The organism is Trinickia dinghuensis (assembly GCF_003367175.1).
GTDB classification, from domain to species: domain Bacteria; phylum Pseudomonadota; class Gammaproteobacteria; order Burkholderiales; family Burkholderiaceae; genus Trinickia; species Trinickia dinghuensis.
Map to the genome: position 1 here is coordinate 21,557 of NZ_QRGA01000026.1, position 14,705 is coordinate 36,261.

The 14,705-nt window shown below is 65.5% G+C and carries 14 protein-coding genes; 7 read left to right on the forward strand and 7 right to left on the reverse strand.

Annotation, left to right across the window (positions count from 1 at the left end):
* Positions 1-102: 102 nt before the first annotated feature.
* From DWV00_RS31815 to DWV00_RS31845, 7 genes are read right to left on the reverse strand one after another with little or no spacing between them, the layout of a single operon-like run.
* Positions 103-1,467, reverse strand: coding sequence for a sensor histidine kinase (locus DWV00_RS31815; protein WP_115537598.1), 1,365 nt, complete (start codon positions 1,465-1,467; stop codon positions 103-105).
* On the reverse strand, positions 1,460-2,143 hold the full coding sequence (locus tag DWV00_RS31820) for a response regulator transcription factor (protein ID WP_220274756.1): 684 nt from the start codon (positions 2,141-2,143) through the stop codon (positions 1,460-1,462). Before DWV00_RS31820 ends, DWV00_RS31815 begins: the two co-directional genes overlap by 8 nt.
* A gap of 25 nt (positions 2,144-2,168) precedes the next feature.
* Positions 2,169-3,713 carry an alkaline phosphatase family protein gene (locus DWV00_RS31825; RefSeq protein WP_115537600.1) on the reverse strand — a complete coding sequence of 515 codons (1,545 nt, stop codon included), beginning with the start codon at positions 3,711-3,713 and terminating at the stop codon, positions 2,169-2,171.
* Positions 3,710-4,456 carry a TonB family protein gene (locus DWV00_RS31830; protein ID WP_115537636.1) on the reverse strand — a complete coding sequence of 249 codons (747 nt, stop codon included), beginning with the start codon at positions 4,454-4,456 and terminating at the stop codon, positions 3,710-3,712. The genes DWV00_RS31825 and DWV00_RS31830 overlap by 4 nt, the downstream gene beginning before the upstream one ends.
* 10 nt (positions 4,457-4,466) lie before the next feature.
* Complete coding sequence (locus DWV00_RS31835; protein ID WP_115537601.1) at positions 4,467-4,868, reverse strand: ExbD/TolR family protein; 402 nt, start codon at positions 4,866-4,868, stop codon at positions 4,467-4,469.
* Between the two features lie 2 nt (positions 4,869-4,870).
* Positions 4,871-5,587, reverse strand: coding sequence for a MotA/TolQ/ExbB proton channel family protein (locus tag DWV00_RS31840; RefSeq protein WP_115537602.1), 717 nt, complete (start codon positions 5,585-5,587; stop codon positions 4,871-4,873).
* A gap of 34 nt (positions 5,588-5,621) precedes the next feature.
* Positions 5,622-7,871, reverse strand: a complete 2,250-nt coding sequence (locus DWV00_RS31845) for a TonB-dependent receptor (protein ID WP_115537603.1) — start codon at positions 7,869-7,871, stop codon at positions 5,622-5,624.
* 269 nt (positions 7,872-8,140) lie between these two features.
* Here DWV00_RS31845 and DWV00_RS31850 point away from each other — a divergent pair, with 269 nt between their 5' ends.
* The 7 genes from DWV00_RS31850 (at position 8,141) to DWV00_RS31880 (ending at position 14,672) form a co-directional block, all read left to right on the forward strand.
* Positions 8,141-9,436 (forward strand): HlyC/CorC family transporter, encoded by a 1,296-nt coding sequence (locus DWV00_RS31850; protein WP_181885651.1) that lies wholly within the window; start codon positions 8,141-8,143, stop codon positions 9,434-9,436.
* 105 nt (positions 9,437-9,541) lie between these two features.
* Positions 9,542-10,759 carry a GspE/PulE family protein gene (locus DWV00_RS31855; RefSeq protein WP_115537605.1) on the forward strand — a complete coding sequence of 406 codons (1,218 nt, stop codon included), beginning with the start codon at positions 9,542-9,544 and terminating at the stop codon, positions 10,757-10,759.
* Positions 10,756-11,820 (forward strand): type II secretion system F family protein, encoded by a 1,065-nt coding sequence (locus tag DWV00_RS31860; protein WP_115537606.1) that lies wholly within the window; start codon positions 10,756-10,758, stop codon positions 11,818-11,820. Before DWV00_RS31855 ends, DWV00_RS31860 begins: the two co-directional genes overlap by 4 nt.
* Before the next feature lie 25 nt (positions 11,821-11,845).
* Entirely contained in the window at positions 11,846-12,772 is a 927-nt protein-coding gene (locus tag DWV00_RS31865; RefSeq protein WP_115537637.1) for a prepilin peptidase, read from the forward strand.
* A 4-nt stretch (positions 12,773-12,776) separates the two neighbouring features.
* Positions 12,777-13,403: a dephospho-CoA kinase gene (gene coaE, locus DWV00_RS31870; RefSeq protein WP_115537607.1), complete on the forward strand. Its 627-nt coding sequence runs from the start codon at positions 12,777-12,779 to the stop codon at positions 13,401-13,403.
* Positions 13,404-13,586: 183 nt separating this feature from the next.
* Complete coding sequence (gene zapD / locus DWV00_RS31875; protein WP_115537608.1) at positions 13,587-14,342, forward strand: cell division protein ZapD; 756 nt, start codon at positions 13,587-13,589, stop codon at positions 14,340-14,342.
* Between the two features lie 138 nt (positions 14,343-14,480).
* Complete coding sequence (locus tag DWV00_RS31880) at positions 14,481-14,672, forward strand: DNA gyrase inhibitor YacG (protein WP_115537609.1); 192 nt, start codon at positions 14,481-14,483, stop codon at positions 14,670-14,672.
* The last annotated feature ends 33 nt before the right edge of the window (positions 14,673-14,705 follow it).

Sequence of the window (14,705 nt, forward strand, 5' to 3'; positions counted from 1 at the left end):
GAGTAGATCAAGGCAAAAGCCGTTCAGTTCATGCTGAACGGCTTTTTTGTTTTCCGCCTCGCCGCCGCCTGCAGTCAGCGCTACGAGCCTATCGGCAACCCGTCAAACCTCTCCCGCGAACCGCAGTTCGATCCGACACCCAGGCCGGTTATCGCCGATCTCGAGCGTCGCGCCGTGCACGCGCGCGACCGCTGCAACAAGGCTCAAGCCGAGGCCGTGCCCTTCGGTGGAAATCGCTTGTCCGACACTGCGATAAAACGGCCGCAGCACCGCATCGCGCTCACCCACGGCAATACCGGGCCCCGTGTCCATCACGGCCAACCGATGCGTGCCCCGCTCGCCCAGGCGCGCTTCGAGCCCCACCGCCCCGCCGGCCGGCGTGAACTTCAGCGCGTTGTCCAGCAGGTTCTCGACGGCCCCGAACAGCAGATCGACGTCGCCGTGAACGCACACGGCCTCGTCCGTCTCCAGCCGCAGATCGATGCCGCGCCCTTCCGCGAGCGGTTCGTACAATTCGAAAATATCCCGCAGCAGCGCATCGAGCCGCACATCGCGGAAACTGCCGCGGCGTTCCACCGCTTCGACTTCGGCGATCCTCAGCAAAGCCGTGAAGCGGCCGAGCACCACGTCGGCCTGATTGATCGCGGCATCGATCGCCAGTTCGTAGTCGGCCGGCAACTCACTGCGCCGGCGCGCGCGTTCGAGCCCCGCGCGCAGCCGCGTCATGGGCGTGCGCAGATCGTGCGCGATGCCGGCACACACGCCGCGTACCTCGGCCACGAGTTGTTCGATCTCGTCGAGCATCGAATTGACGATGGCGGCCAGCCGGTCGATGTCGTGCCGCGTGCCGTGCGTCGGCAGCCGCCGGCTCAAATCCCCCGACATGATCGTCTGCGCGCGCTCGGCGATCTCACGGATGCGGCGATTCGACAGCGCGTTCATCGCGGCCGCAAAACCCGTGGCGAGCAGAATCGCCAGCGCCAGGCCGCCGCATAGCGTCCTGATCAGCGTCGTATCGAATTGGCGGATCCCGTCCGTCGAATGGCCCACCACGACGTAAAGCCCGCTCGTGGTCGGCACGATGATGCCGCGATAGTAATGCCCGTGTTCCTCGCCCTCGCCAGCAGGCGTCGCGTAGTCGAACGGCTTGCCCGGATGCTCGTGCGCAAGCTGCCGGATATTGCCGGCAAGCCAGGTTCCGTTCAGGTCGAACACGCCGTAGGGCCGGCTGCGTGCCACCTCGCGCCGCGCCAGCTCCGAAATCTCCGCGATTGCATCGTTGCGCGAGATCGAATGAAACTCGTTGACCTCGCCGTACAAGCGCTCGTCGACCTGGTGGATCAGATAGCGGTCGGTCAGCCAGTACAGCAGCGCGAACAACACCACGGCCGAGACGACGAACGCCACCGACAGCAAGACAATGCCCGTCGGCCGGAGTCTGGATCTGGAACGATCGGCGCTACGCATGCAGCGTGTAGCCGACGTTGCGTACGGTGTGGATCATCTGCGGCAGCGTGCCGTTCAGACTGATGTGGCGGCGCAGCTGGCCGATGTGCATGTCGATCACGTTCGTCTGCGCATTGAAGTGGTAATTCCACGCCGCTTCGAACAGCATCGCGCGCGTGACGACCTGCCCCGCGTTGAGCATCAGATATTCGAGCAGCACGTATTCGCGCGGCTTCAGTTCGATCGGACGGCCCGCGCGCCGCACCGTGCGCAGGAGCGGATCGAGCTCGAGATCGCCCACGACGAGCCCGGTCTCGTTCATCGACATGCTGCGGCGGCGCAGCAGCGCGTTCAGGCGCGCGGTCATTTCGAGCGCGTCGAACGGCTTCGTGACGTAGTCGTCGCCGCCCGCGCGCAGCCCGCGCACACGATCGTCGACCGCGGCCAGCGCGGACAAGATCAGCACCGGCGTATTGCGGCCGACATTGCGCAGCGTCGAAAGAATCGACAACCCGTCGACGTCGGGCAGCATGCGGTCGAGCACGATCGCGTCGAACGCGCCGTCGAGCGCCTGCTGCAGCCCTTGGTGGCCGGTCGCGACGCACATCGCGTCGAAACCGAAGTCGTCGAGGGCCGCCTCGAGTTCCGTGCTCACGAGCGCGTCGTCCTCGATCACGAGGATGCGGGGACGACGCATCGCTGTGGGAAAGCCCGACATCGGATTACGGACCGGCGCGCGTAACGCCGGCTTCGTTCTGAGCGAGTGCATGGGAAGAGGTCCAATTGACACCGGGCAGTATACCGGCACCTTCTCGCACGACGGCCTGCAGCTTATCGGGCGAAAGACCCAGTGCGCCAATGACGGTCGGCGCGACTTCCGTCGTCGACACCGGATAGCGCACGAGCCGGCCGCCCGCGAGCCCGGGATTCGACAGGATCAGCGCGACGCTCGTGTCGTCGTCGTGAAAACCGCCGTGCTCGGCCAGCTTGCCGTCGTGCGGGCTCGTATAGATCACGCCGTCGCGCGTCACGACGATGAGATCCGGGGTACGGCTGTCCTTCTTCGGCGACGGGAAGAGGTCGGCGAGGCGCGTGCCGTGCAGCACGTCCTGGATGCCTAGCTCATCCGCATGCGCGCGCAATGCCGCCGCAATCTTCGACGTTTCCGATTGATCCTTGAGCCAGATCAGCGCGCCATGGTCGTAGGTAATCTGAGCCAACGCGCCCGGTGCGGCGACCCGTACCGCTTGCTCGAGCTTGTCGCTGTCGATCTTGTGCAGCAGCGCGGGATCGATGGGGCCGTTGCCGTGCTTGGCTGTGATCACGATCAGCGTGCTCTCGCGCAGGCCCTTCTTGTCGAGTTCCCGCACGAATCGGCCCAGCAGGCCGTCGACGAAGCCGATCGAGGCGTCGAGGCCCGGCGTGAGGTCGCCGTCCGCATCGCGCCAGCCGTGCAGTTTCTCGCCGACGTTGACCGACTGGAAGTTCATGCCGAAGACGTTCGGCACCGGCGCATCCTTGCTGCCGTCGTGCGTGCGGCCGTCGATCTCGTACAAGATCGCGCGCGCCTTCATCGCGTCGTAGCGCTCGGTCTTGGCGAGCGAACCGGTGATCTCGGTCGTGGCCACGTTGTTCATGCCTTCGTAATTCCCGCCGATCTCCGGTAGGAAGATGTCGTTGACGCCGTTGCCCGACGGGCCCTGCACGATTTCATAGGTCGGATGCTTGTCGATCCATGCCGTATAGCCGCCCGCATCGTGCACGACGTCGAAGATCGTATTGACGCGCAGATAAGCGTGCGGCAGCAGCGGCGCACAGCCGTTCTTCGGATCGCGCGGCATCTTGGCGAGATCGATCGCGCTCGGCTTGCCGGTGTCGACGCTCTCGTCGTAGCGCACGCGCGAACCGAGCGTGCTGCAATCGCTGCCGGGCGCGGCGAGGCTGCGGTCGTAGCTGTCGTCGTAGTAGACGCCGGTCACCGCGGGCGTGCCGCCCGTGACGAGCGCCATGAGGCCCGGAAAGGAATCGGCGGGCGCCACCGTATGCGCGTTCGTGTAGTCGATGCCCTGCTTCGCGAGCGTCGCCAGCGTGCTGTCCGGATGGGCCGCCACGAAGTGCGCGAGATCCGAACCGTGCAGGCCGTCGACGCTGACGAGCAGCACGTGGCGCACCGGCGCATCGGCCGGCAATGCGGCCTTGGCCGGGCCGGCCACGCAAGCGGATGCGGCGATGCACAGAGAAACGAGCGGGGAAACGAACGCTTTCATTCTTGATTGTCTAGATTGAAGTTGACCCAAAGTTGTTCGGCGAGGCGCTTGCCGGCGAACGCCGCGGGCGGCTGCGGATAGGCGGCGTCGCGCACGGCCGCGACCGCGGCGCGATCGAGCATGCCGACACCGCTCGAGATCACGAGCTTGACCTCGGACACCGCGCCATCGCGATAGACGAAGGCCACGCGCGCGCGGCCTTCCATCCCGGCCATGCGAGCGGCTTCCGGATACTTCAGCGCGGACTGGATCGCGGCGCGCATCTCGGCTTCGAAACTCGCATCGGGCCGCGACGGCGCGGGCGCCGGCGCGGCTTCATGCACGACGGGTGCTGCATCGGTAGGCGCAGCGGCCGGAACCGGCGCCGGTGCCGGCGCGGGCGGCATCACCGGCTGCTGCACCGCCTTCGGCGGCTGTTCGTGCACGACGTGCCGCACCTCGTGCACGACCGGCACGCGACGCGGCTGGACGACGGGTTTCGGCTGCGGCTTCGGCGGCACGGGCTTAGGCTCGGGCGGTGCCGGTTTCGGCGCCTGCACCGGCGGCGCGAGCGCGATCGTCATGGGCTGGGGCGGCGGGAGCTCGCGCGGCTGTTCGAGCCACACGAACAAACCGGCCAGCATCATCGCCTCGACCAAGAGCGCAAGCGCGGCGGATCGGTACAGCGGCCTGCGTGCTTTCACGCCGCTGCGCGTCCGGGGCTCGCGCAGGCTCAGGGACGACGGGTCGGTTTCGACGGTCATGACCCGCATCTCAATTGGCCTGGCTCGGTTGAGCCGCAAGCGACACCTGCGTCACGCCCGCGGAGCGGCACGCGTCCATCACCGCGACGAGCTTCTGCAACTGGGCTTGCTTCGAGCCCGCAATCGTCACGACCGTATGCGTGGGATCGGGACGCGCGGCGAGCATCGCGGTCAGATCCGCGGCGCTGAGCGTGCGGCCGTCCACCGAGATGCCGCCGTCGGCCGACAGCGTCACCGTGACCTTCGGCGGCGGCAGGCTCTGCGCGCTCGTGCTGGAAGGCAGCTGCGTGCGCAGGCCCGCATTCGGAATCATGTGCAGCGTGATCATGATGAAGAACACCAGCAGAAAAAACATGATGTCGATCATCGGGATGATCTCGATGCGCGCCTTCTTCACCTCGAAATACTTCACGCTCAGGCTCCGTGTTGCGAGAACGACTTGACGACCACGTGCGGTGCGGTGCGTTCCTGCTTGGCGCTTTCGCGCGCTTCGTCGCGTGCTTCGCCGCGAGCCGAGTTGTCCGCCAGCCGGTTGACGAGCGCCGTCTTGAGCGTGTCGAGCTGATGCATGACGACGCGCAGGCGGTTGTTCATCCCATTGAAGAAAACCAAGCCGAGCATCGCGACGAACAGGCCCGATGCGGTCGCGATCAACGCCTCGGCAACGCCGCCCGTCACCTGCGTCGGCGCATTGCCCGGGTTGGACAGCACCTGGAACGCGTTGAACATGCCCACGATCGTGCCGAACAGGCCCAGCAGCGGCGCGAGCGTGACGATCGTATCGAGCACCCAAAAGAAGCGATCGATCTGAGGCGCCTTGCGCATCACCACTTCCTCGAGACGCATCGACAGCGCTTCGCGGTCGGCCTGGCCGGCCAAACGGCCGGCCGTGTCGAACAGGTCGCCGCTCGGCATGCCCTGATCGCGCGCCGCCCAGCTCGCGAGCGTGGCCGCGCTCGGCGAGCCGTCCGCATCGAGTGCTTCGAGCGCCACGCACGTGGCGCGCGCGACACGTTGCAGGTACCACGATCGTTCGATGATGACCGTCAAGGCCACGAACAGCAGCGCGGCGATGACATAGAGCACGCCACCCGAATGATTGGCGAGACGCAACAACGTGTCGGTAGACATGAGACGGAACTCCTTGGTGCTTGCTGCGGTAGTGTTAGAAAGTCGTCGAGATCGTGCCGATGACGGCGCGGCCCGGCGCCGTCCAGAACAGCGGCGTGCTGGCCGCGACCGTGTTGCCGGCCGTGCCGACGATGCTCGTGCGGTTGAACAGGTTGTCGATCTGCAAGCCGATCTTCGTGTCGTGCGTCCAGGGCGCGAGACTGTTGATCGTGTAGGTCGCGGCCAGATCGACTAGGCCATAGCCGCCGATCGGCTGATTGTTGCCGTTGGCATCCGTATAGCCGTTCGGCTGGCGGCCGACGAACTTGTAGATCGCCGACGCGTCGAGCGGACCGCGCGAGTACAGCAGGCCGGCCGCGGCCGTCATCTTCGGCGCGCTCTGCACCCAGCCCGAACCGTCCTTGAACTGGGCCGAGTTCAGCGTCAGGTTGGCGTAGACATTGAAGCCGTGTCCGAGCGAGACCGTGCCTTCGGTCTCGAAGCCCTTGTAGTTCGCGCCGCCGCCGTTCGCGAAATACGTGACGCCGCCCGAGGTGTGGTGCGTGACCAGATTCAGGAAGTCGATGTAGTACAGATCGGCATCGAACGTCACCCGGTCGCTCTTGTAGACGGTGCCGAGCTGGTAGTTGTTGGTCTGCTCAGGATTGGGCTGACCCGACACCGACGGCGAATTCACGTAGAACACGTTCAGGTTGGGCGCCAGATACCCCTGCGCAAACTGGGCGTACGTGCTCCAGTTCGAATTCAAGCGCTCGTTGACGGTGATCGACGGCAGGATCTTGGTCCAGCTGTGGCCGTAGTCGAGCGGCGTGCCCGTCTTCTGATTCTGCTGCGTGTAGATGTTGCGCGAGAAGTCGACATAGCGCAGGCCAGGCGTGATCGTCAGGCCGTACTGCGGCAGCTTCCACGCGTATTGCGCGAACGGCTGGAACACCAGGAAGGTGTCCTGCATCGAGTCGTTCAGCACCGGATTCGACGGCGGCAGCGCGAAATTGAGCGTGTCGTCGACATCGAAGTTGTTGCGGAAGTTGGTCTGGTACGCGAGCCAGCCGCCCAGGCTCAGCGTGCCGGGTCCGAGATCGCGCTCGGCGCTGAAGATGTCGCCCCAGGCGCGGTAGTTGTTGTTCATCTCGACGCCCGGGACATCGTTCGCGCCGGGCAGCGTGGCGCCGGTGTCGGTGGTCACGCCGTTGGGCGATTCGCCGTTCGGATCGGCGCCGTTGAAGCCGTTGTGGTAGTACGCGTACGTATAGAGCTTGTTGTTGAAAGTCCAGTTGAACTGCTTCGTGCGGATATTCAGGTATTCGAAATCGGTGTTGATCTTGTCGAAGTTGTAGCCGTAGTAGGCCTGGCTCGTCGGATCGCCGGACAGGCCGTAGTTCGGGCCGAACTGGGCGATCTGCGCCGCCGTCGCGCCGTAGGAGACGTTCTGGTGCAGCCGGTTGTAATCGGCGAAGATCGTGATCAGCGTGTTGTCGCCGATCGGCTTCTCGAGCTTGAAGTACAAGTTCTGGCGGCGCTGCGAGGCATTGGTGAGATAGCCGTCGCTGCCGCCGTAGGTGCCGCCGACCATCACGCGCGCATCGCCCCAGTTCTCCATCGTGCCGGAGTTGAACTCGAGACCGCCGAGCCCCGTGCCCCAGCTGCCGTACGAGCCGAACACGGTGAGCCCCGGCTTGGCCGAGGGCTCCTTGGAGTCCATGGCGATCGTTCCGCCGAAGGTCGCGAAGCCGATCTGACGCGCGTCGCCCGGGCCGCGGTCGACGTTGATCGAGCCGATTTCCTGATTCGTGAAGAACGAAGTCGAGTGATGCGTGAAGTCGTTCGAATCGCCGAACGGCACGCCGTCGAACGTCACGTTGTACTGGCCGTCCTGGAAGCCGCGGATCGACAGTGCCTGCGATTCCATCAAACCGGAACCGTTCGGATCGACGTTCATCACGCTCGGTGCGATCGCGACGATGTCGCTGTAATTCGCGGTCGGCGCGGCGTTGTTCTCGATGTACTTGCGGCTGATCGTCGATTGCGGCTCCGTTGCCTGCAGCGAGGACTGCGTGGGCGCGTTCGCCGGAGCGCTCTCGCGCTTGGCCGCCTTCTTGGCGGCGACGTCGACATCGCTCGTCGCGGTGCTTTTCACGGAACCGAGGTCGCCCGTGGCCTGCGCCTGAGTAGTTTGCCCCTGAGCGGCTTGCGCATGAGCGGCATGGGCGCCGGCCATGCAAAGGGCGGCGAAAACGTAGCGCGTCAGCGGTTTGAGACGAAGTTGCGCATGCACGGGTTGCATGATTCGGCGTCCTTGTTTCTGTGGGATAGCGGAAGGGCCTTGAAATTGGACGCCATCGTAAAGACACGCCGTTAATGACACGTGATGGAAAACTTACGTAGTTAAGATTTGCTTACGGTTTGCCTGCGAGGCCGGCGGGGCAAGCCGTGTGAGGAATGCGGGCGAACCGTGCAGCCTGGATCGGATCGGCGCGGGCGCCGGGCGAGAGGGCCGCCGATCTCCTCTGCTATATTCTTCCCATCCCTTTCATCACCACTTCAGCGCGACGCGTGGACCAAATTCCCTTGTGGGCGCAAATCGGCGCCGTTTTCGTCCTGCTGCTTTTCTCAGGCTTTTTCTCGATTTCGGAAACGGCGATGATGTCGCTCAACCGGCACCGGTTGAAATATCTCGTCGGCAAAGGCGCATTCGGCGCGAAGACCACCCAGGGCCTGCTCGCCCGCACCGATCAGCTGCTCAGCGTCGTACTCATCGGCAATAACCTGCTGAACACGATCATCCCGGTGCTGACGACGTCGATCGCGCTGCGTACGTTCGGCCGCGACAACCTCGTGCTGTCGATCGCCACGGGCATCGTCGCATTCCTCATCATCGTCTTCGCGGAAATCACGCCGAAGATCGTCGGCGCAACGTATCCCGAGAAAATCGCGCTCCCCGCCAGCTTCGTCATCGCGCCGCTGATGCGCGTGCTCAAGCCGATCGTCTGGTTCGTGAACCTGTTCTCGAATGCGATCCTGCTCGTGCTGCACATCAACACGAAGGGTGGCCGCGAGCAGCGGCTGACCACCGAAGAGCTGCGTGCGATCGTGCTCGAATCGGGCAGCTTCATGCCGACCAAGCACCGCAGCATCTTGCTCAACCTATTCGATCTCGAAAACATCTCGGTCGAAGACGTCATGATCCCGCGCCGCCGCATCGAAGCGCTCGATCTCGACGCGCCGTTCGAGGACATCCTCCGTCAGCTCGAAACGTGCTACCACAACAAGCTGATCGTCTATCAGGGCGACATCGATCGCGTAATCGGCGTCCTGCACGTCCGTAAGACGCTCGCCGCCCTGCATAACCAGGAACTCACGCTCGACACGCTGCGCGAACTGCTGACCGATCCCTACTTCGTGCCGTCTGGCACGCCCGTCTCCCAGCAATTGCAATACTTTCAGGAAACCCGGCATCGCACGGCGCTCGTCGTCAACGAATACGGCGAACTCGAGGGGCTCGTCACGCCCGAAGACATCATCGAGGAATTGATCGGCGAGTTCACGACGTCGATTCCCCGCGGCGCCGGCACGCGCAAGGGCTGGAGCGAGAGCGGCGACTGCATCGTCGCCGGCAGCATGCCGCTGCGCGAGTTGAACCGCTGGCTGCAACTGGCCTTGCCGACCGACGGTCCGAAAACGCTGAACGGTCTCATCCTCGAGACGCTCGAGGAAATCCCCGAAGGCGACGTGTGTCTGCAAATCCGCGACGTGCAGCTCGAAGTGCTGCAAAGCGACGATCAAGCCGTGCGGACCGTGAAGCTGTTCAAGCCGCGCGCCCGTGCCACGTCGAAGTCCTCGCAGGGTTAGCCGCAAGGCCTCGAAAGGGTAGGCCGACCGGCCGAATAGTGCGCGGAGCAGGCGCGGGCGATGATCGCTTCATCGCGTTTCACGACGGCGCAACGCCGCTCTCCAATGCCTGCTCTTTCATCGTTTTCTCCGCGCGGCGAGCCCGGGCCGCCCGACGACGGGCCCGCCGCCCGGCTCTTTGCCGCCACGCTCGATCAAGCGGCGCGACGCGGCGCCTCCGACATCCACGTCGAACCGACCGAGCACGGTTGGCGCATTCGCTTACGCGTGGACGGTGTGCTGCACGAAATGCCGAGCCCGCCTTCGCATTTGCGCGACGCGTTCGTCACGCGCGTGAAGGTGCTCGCCCGTCTGGACATTGCCGAGCGGCGCGTCCCGCAAGACGGCCGCTTGCGGCTCGCGGTCGCGCCGGGGAAAGTGGAGGACTACCGCGTGAACGCGCTGCCGACCGTACACGGGGAAAAACTCGCGCTACGGCGCCTCGAGGCCCTGCCGTCCGATTTGTCGCTTGCATCGCTCGGCTTGGACGAGCGGCAAAGACTGCTCGTCCAAGCCGAGATTCGCGCGCCGCATGGCCTCGTGCTCGTCACCGGGCCGACCGGCAGCGGCAAAACGCTTTCGCTCTATGCGTTCCTGCAGATGCTGAACGATCGCTCGCGCAACATTTGCACGGTCGAGGATCCGGCCGAAATACAACTCGCGGGCGTCAATCAGGTCAACGTCCGCGAGAAGACGGGTCTCACGTTCGCGGCCGCATTGCGCGCGCTGCTGCGGCAGGACCCCGACGTCATCATGATCGGCGAAATTCGCGATGCCGAAACGGCGGACGTCGCATTGAAGGCCGCACAGACGGGACATCTCGTGCTGGCGACGCTGCATACGAACGACGCACCGAGTGCTGTTGGGCGCCTGCTCGATATCGGCGCGGCGCCGTACAACCTCGCCGCCGCGCTGAGGCTCGTCACGGCGCAGCGGCTCGTGAGGCGCTTGTGCACCTGCTGCCGAACGCCGGCACCGATGTCGCCCACAGCCCTCTCGGCCGCCGGATTCGCCGTCGAACGGCCATCCGCTTGGACACCCTACGCGGCATGCGGATGTCCCGCGTGCCACGGCGCAGGCTATCGCGGGCGCATCGGCGTGCACCAAGTCATGAGCATGTCGCCGGCCCTACGCGAACTCGTGAACGCCAGGGCAAGCGGGCAGGCCATCGCGGAGCAAGCGAAGGCCGACGGTGCCGCATCCCTACGCGAGGCAGCACTCGCGCTCGTACGTGCGGGGACGACGAGCTTGGCCGAGGCTATCGCGGCCACGGATGCCGCATGAGCGTCGGCGGCACCGGCAAGCCGCCGAGAACGCGCGCGCGCGACGTGACCGCGTTTACGCGGCAGCTGACGGGCCTGCTGAACGCGGGCCTCGCGCTCGTGCAGGCACTCGAGCTGATCGCGCACACGGCACGGCGCGATGCGATGCCGCACGTCGCCGGCGGACTGGCTCGGCGTATCGCGGGCGGAGAGCCGTTCGCGTCGGCGCTCGCGGCCTATCCGGCACAGTTCGACCGGCTCTACCGCGAGCTGTCGACGATCGGCGAAGCAACGGGGACGCTCGCACTCGTGCTCGCGCGCATCGTCGAGCATCGGGAGCGCGCCGCCGTTCAGCGCGGCAAGCTTCGTACGGCGCTTGCTTATCCCTGTGCCGTTTTGCTGCTGGCCGTCGCGGTGACGGCTGCCCTGCTCGCGTTCGTCGTGCCCACCTTCCAGCAGGTCTTCGACAGCTTCGGGGCCGCACTGCCGGCTCCGACGCGCGCCGTGATCGCGATGTCGAAGCTGCTGCTGCATTGGGGCCCGGCTTCGTTGGCTGCATTCGGCGGGCTATGGCTCGCCCTGCCCCGCCTCGTTCGACACGCGCCGCGCGCGCGTGCGGCGCTCGACCGCGCACTGCTTGCGATCCCCGCGGCCGGCGCGCTCGTGCGAACCGTCGCGGCGGCTCGCTGGGCGCGAGCGCTCGGCACGCTGCTCGCGGCGGGCACGCCGCTCGCCGACGCCCTGCGCGCGCTATCGCAGGTGACGGGCAACACCGTATTCGACGCGGCGAGCGCGCGGATCGAAGTCCGGTTGCGGCGCGGCGAGCGGCTCGCCCACGCGATGCGGGCCGTCGGCTGCTTTCCGGCGGAGTTCGTCGAACCCATCGCCGTCGCGGAGGAGTCGAGCGCACTCGACACGATGCTGCTCGACTGCGCGGCGCTCGCCGAACGGGACGCCGACGAAAAACTCGCACTGGCCTGCGCGTGTGCCGAGCCGCTCGTCGTGATCGTGCTGGGGCTAGCCGTCGGTGCGCTCGTCATCGCGCTCTATCTGCCCGTCATCGAATTGGGCAACGTGGTGTAGCATGCCCCCCATTCGCCACTCGGCCATGATCACGACTTCCTCCGTGTACGCTTCCTTTCTCAGCGACCCGCTCGCGCGTCTCACCTTCGGCATCGGCACCGCCTTCGGCGCGTTGCCGCCGGCATGGCAGTTCGGCTTCGCGATCGCATTCGGCCTGGCTATCGGCAGCTTCGTCAACGTGGTGGCGCACCGGTTGCCGGTCATGCTCGAGCGCGCGTGGCGTCTCGAGATCAGCGAGGCAACCGGCCACGCCGCGGGGCCGGAAGAACTCCCGGCGCGCTACAACCTGTGCGTGCCGCGCAGCGCCTGCCCGCACTGCGGCCACGTACTGCGCGCGCACGAGAACATTCCCGTCCTCAGCTACGCCTTACTGCGCGGCCGCTGCTCGTCGTGCCGAGCGCCGATCGGGCTGCGCTATCCGCTCGTCGAGCTCGCGGGCGCGGTATTGGCGGCAGCCGCACTGGCCGTCTACGGCCCAACGGGCGAGGGGCTCGCCGCATTCGGATTCACCGCGGCCCTGCTTGCGATGAGCGCCATCGACGCCGAAACGCGCTTGCTGCCCGATTCCCTGACGCTGCCGCTGCTGTGGGCGGGCCTCATCGTCAATTTCGACGATACTTTCACGACACTGCACTCGGCTGTCGCGGGCGCGATCGCGGGCTATCTTTTCTTGTGGTGCATCTACTGGCTGTTTCGGTTCGCGCGCGGCGTCGAGGGCATGGGATATGGCGACTTCAAGCTGCTCGCGGCGCTAGGCGCGTGGCTCGGATGGGCTGCCTTGCCGCAAATCGTGATGATTGCGGCCGTCACGGGCGCCGGTGCCGGCCTGCTCGCCATGTGGTCGGGGCGCTTGCGCCTCGAAGAGCCGTTGCCGTTCGGCCCGTTCCTCGCGCTCGGCGGCGTCGTCACGCTGTTCGGCGGCACGCCGTTCTTTCATCTGCTCGGGGGCTAGCGATATGTTCGCCGTCGGACTCACAGGCGGAATCGGCAGCGGCAAGACCACCGTCGCCGATCTGTTCGCCGCGCAAGGCGCAGCCGTCGTCGATACCGACGTCATCGCGCACCGCGTCACGGCACCGGGCGGCGCGGCAATGCCGCTCATCGAGCAGGCATTCGGCCCGCGGTTCGTCGCCCCCGACGGTTCGCTCGATCGCGCGAAGATGCGGGCCCTCGTGTTCTCGGACGATGCGGCCAAGGCTCGACTCGAAGCGATCACCCACCCGCTCATTCGATCCGAAACCGAGCGCGAACGCGAAGCGGCGCAGGGCCCCTATGTCGTCATCGTCGTGCCGCTCCTGGTCGAGTCGGGCACTTGGACGTCGCGCGTCGATCGCGTGCTCGTCGTCGACTGCGACGTCGAGACGCAAATCGCACGCGTGATCCGCCGCAACGCGTTTGCGCGCGAACAAGTGCTGGCGATCATCGCCCGCCAAGCCACGCGCGAGGCGCGCCTCGCCGCGGCGGACGACGTCGTCGTCAACGACGGCACGCCCCTCGAGGCGCTGGCACGGGAAGTGCGGCGCCTGCATCGGCACTATCTAGCACTTTCGGGCGGCGCGGCGCCCGGAAAACGCGAACCGTAAGGCGCCCGGCGAGTCGAATCGCAAGATGTCGCACAAGCTGCGCAAATGACCGTATACATTCGCAGAACGTTCGATTCGAAGAAAAAGCTGTAAAAAGTGCCCGATTCCTTGATTGCGGGGGGCAATCGAGGGCATTAGAATGTCCTGCAATCCCACCACCCACGACGTCAGGGGCGAGCGCGCTTGATTCTTTACGAGTATCCGTTCAATGAGCGAATTCGCACGCTGCTGCGCCTCGAAGATTTGTTCGAGCGCTTTACGTTCTTTTTGAATCAAGACGACGCGCGCGAGCACCACGTCGCGCTGACGACGCTGTTCGAAATCGCAGAAGTTACGGGCCGGGCGGACCTGAAATCGGATTTGATGAAGGAGCTCGAGCGGCAGCGCCAAACGCTGGCTCCGTTCCGCGGCAATCCGGGCATCGAGCAAAACGCGCTCGAGGCCGTGCTCGGTGAAATCGAGCAAACACTGGCCGGCCTCGCTCAGATGCAAGGCAAGACGGGGCAGCACCTCACCGACAACGAATGGCTGGCAAGTATTCGCAGCCGCGCGATCATCCCGGGCGGCACCTGCGAGTTCGATCTGCCTTCGTACTATGCGTGGCAGCAATTGCACCCCGATCAGCGCCGGCAGGACATCGTCAAGTGGATCACGCCGCTCTTGCCGCTGCGCGATGCCGCGATGATCGTGCTGAGGCTCGCTCGCGAGTCAGGTCAAGCGTCGAAGGTCATGGCGATGCAAGGCAGCTATCAGCAGATGCTGTCGGGCCGCACGTACCAGTTGATGCAGGTGCGCGTTTCGCCCGAGCTGCGCGTGATTCCGGAAGCGAGTGCCAACAAGTACATGCTCTGGGTGCGTTTCACGGTGCAAGACGGGGATCTGCGTCCGCGGGCCGTGGATGTCGACGTCCCGTTCCAGTTGACGCTTTGCAGCCTTTGATTGAGCGCATGGCGTGCGCGTGCCTCGCCAAAGGGGGGCACAGCGCGCACCGATCCACCCACCACAATGCTAGAAATTCGCCGCCGGCCAGGGGTGTTCCAAGCGGCTCGCGGCGGCCTAATACGATTGCCTGACAGTATGGTTACCGTTGTCAAATGCCCGACTTGCGGAAAAGATGTCCGCTGGACGCCCGAGAACCGATTCCGCCCCTTCTGCTCGGAGCGATGCAAACAGATGGATCTGGGCGCATGGGCCAATGAGAAGTACCGGATCGGCAGCACCGACGAAGAACCGCCGTCGGACGACGACAAGCACGGCGATCTGAATTGACCGCAAGCGTAAGCGGGACCAGGATCGGGATGG

What these genes read in the sequence shown, in the direction of transcription:
- DWV00_RS31820 (WP_220274756.1), bottom strand. Translation starts at nt 2,143, where the DNA reads ATGCGTCGTCCCCGCATCCTCGTGATCGAGGACGACGCGCTCGTGAGC.
- DWV00_RS31880 (WP_115537609.1), top strand. Translation starts at nt 14,481, where the DNA reads ATGGTTACCGTTGTCAAATGCCCGACTTGCGGAAAAGATGTCCGCTGG.
- DWV00_RS31840 (WP_115537602.1), bottom strand. Translation starts at nt 5,587, where the DNA reads ATGTCTACCGACACGTTGTTGCGTCTCGCCAATCATTCGGGTGGCGTG.
- DWV00_RS31860 (WP_115537606.1), top strand. Translation starts at nt 10,756, where the DNA reads ATGAGCGTCGGCGGCACCGGCAAGCCGCCGAGAACGCGCGCGCGCGAC.
- DWV00_RS31855 (WP_115537605.1), top strand. Translation starts at nt 9,542, where the DNA reads ATGCCTGCTCTTTCATCGTTTTCTCCGCGCGGCGAGCCCGGGCCGCCC.
- DWV00_RS31865 (WP_115537637.1), top strand. Translation starts at nt 11,846, where the DNA reads ATGATCACGACTTCCTCCGTGTACGCTTCCTTTCTCAGCGACCCGCTC.
- DWV00_RS31845 (WP_115537603.1), bottom strand. Translation starts at nt 7,871, where the DNA reads ATGCAACCCGTGCATGCGCAACTTCGTCTCAAACCGCTGACGCGCTAC.
- DWV00_RS31825 (WP_115537600.1), bottom strand. Translation starts at nt 3,713, where the DNA reads ATGAAAGCGTTCGTTTCCCCGCTCGTTTCTCTGTGCATCGCCGCATCC.
- coaE (WP_115537607.1), top strand. Translation starts at nt 12,777, where the DNA reads ATGTTCGCCGTCGGACTCACAGGCGGAATCGGCAGCGGCAAGACCACC.
- DWV00_RS31815 (WP_115537598.1), bottom strand. Translation starts at nt 1,467, where the DNA reads ATGCGTAGCGCCGATCGTTCCAGATCCAGACTCCGGCCGACGGGCATT.
- DWV00_RS31830 (WP_115537636.1), bottom strand. Translation starts at nt 4,456, where the DNA reads ATGACCGTCGAAACCGACCCGTCGTCCCTGAGCCTGCGCGAGCCCCGG.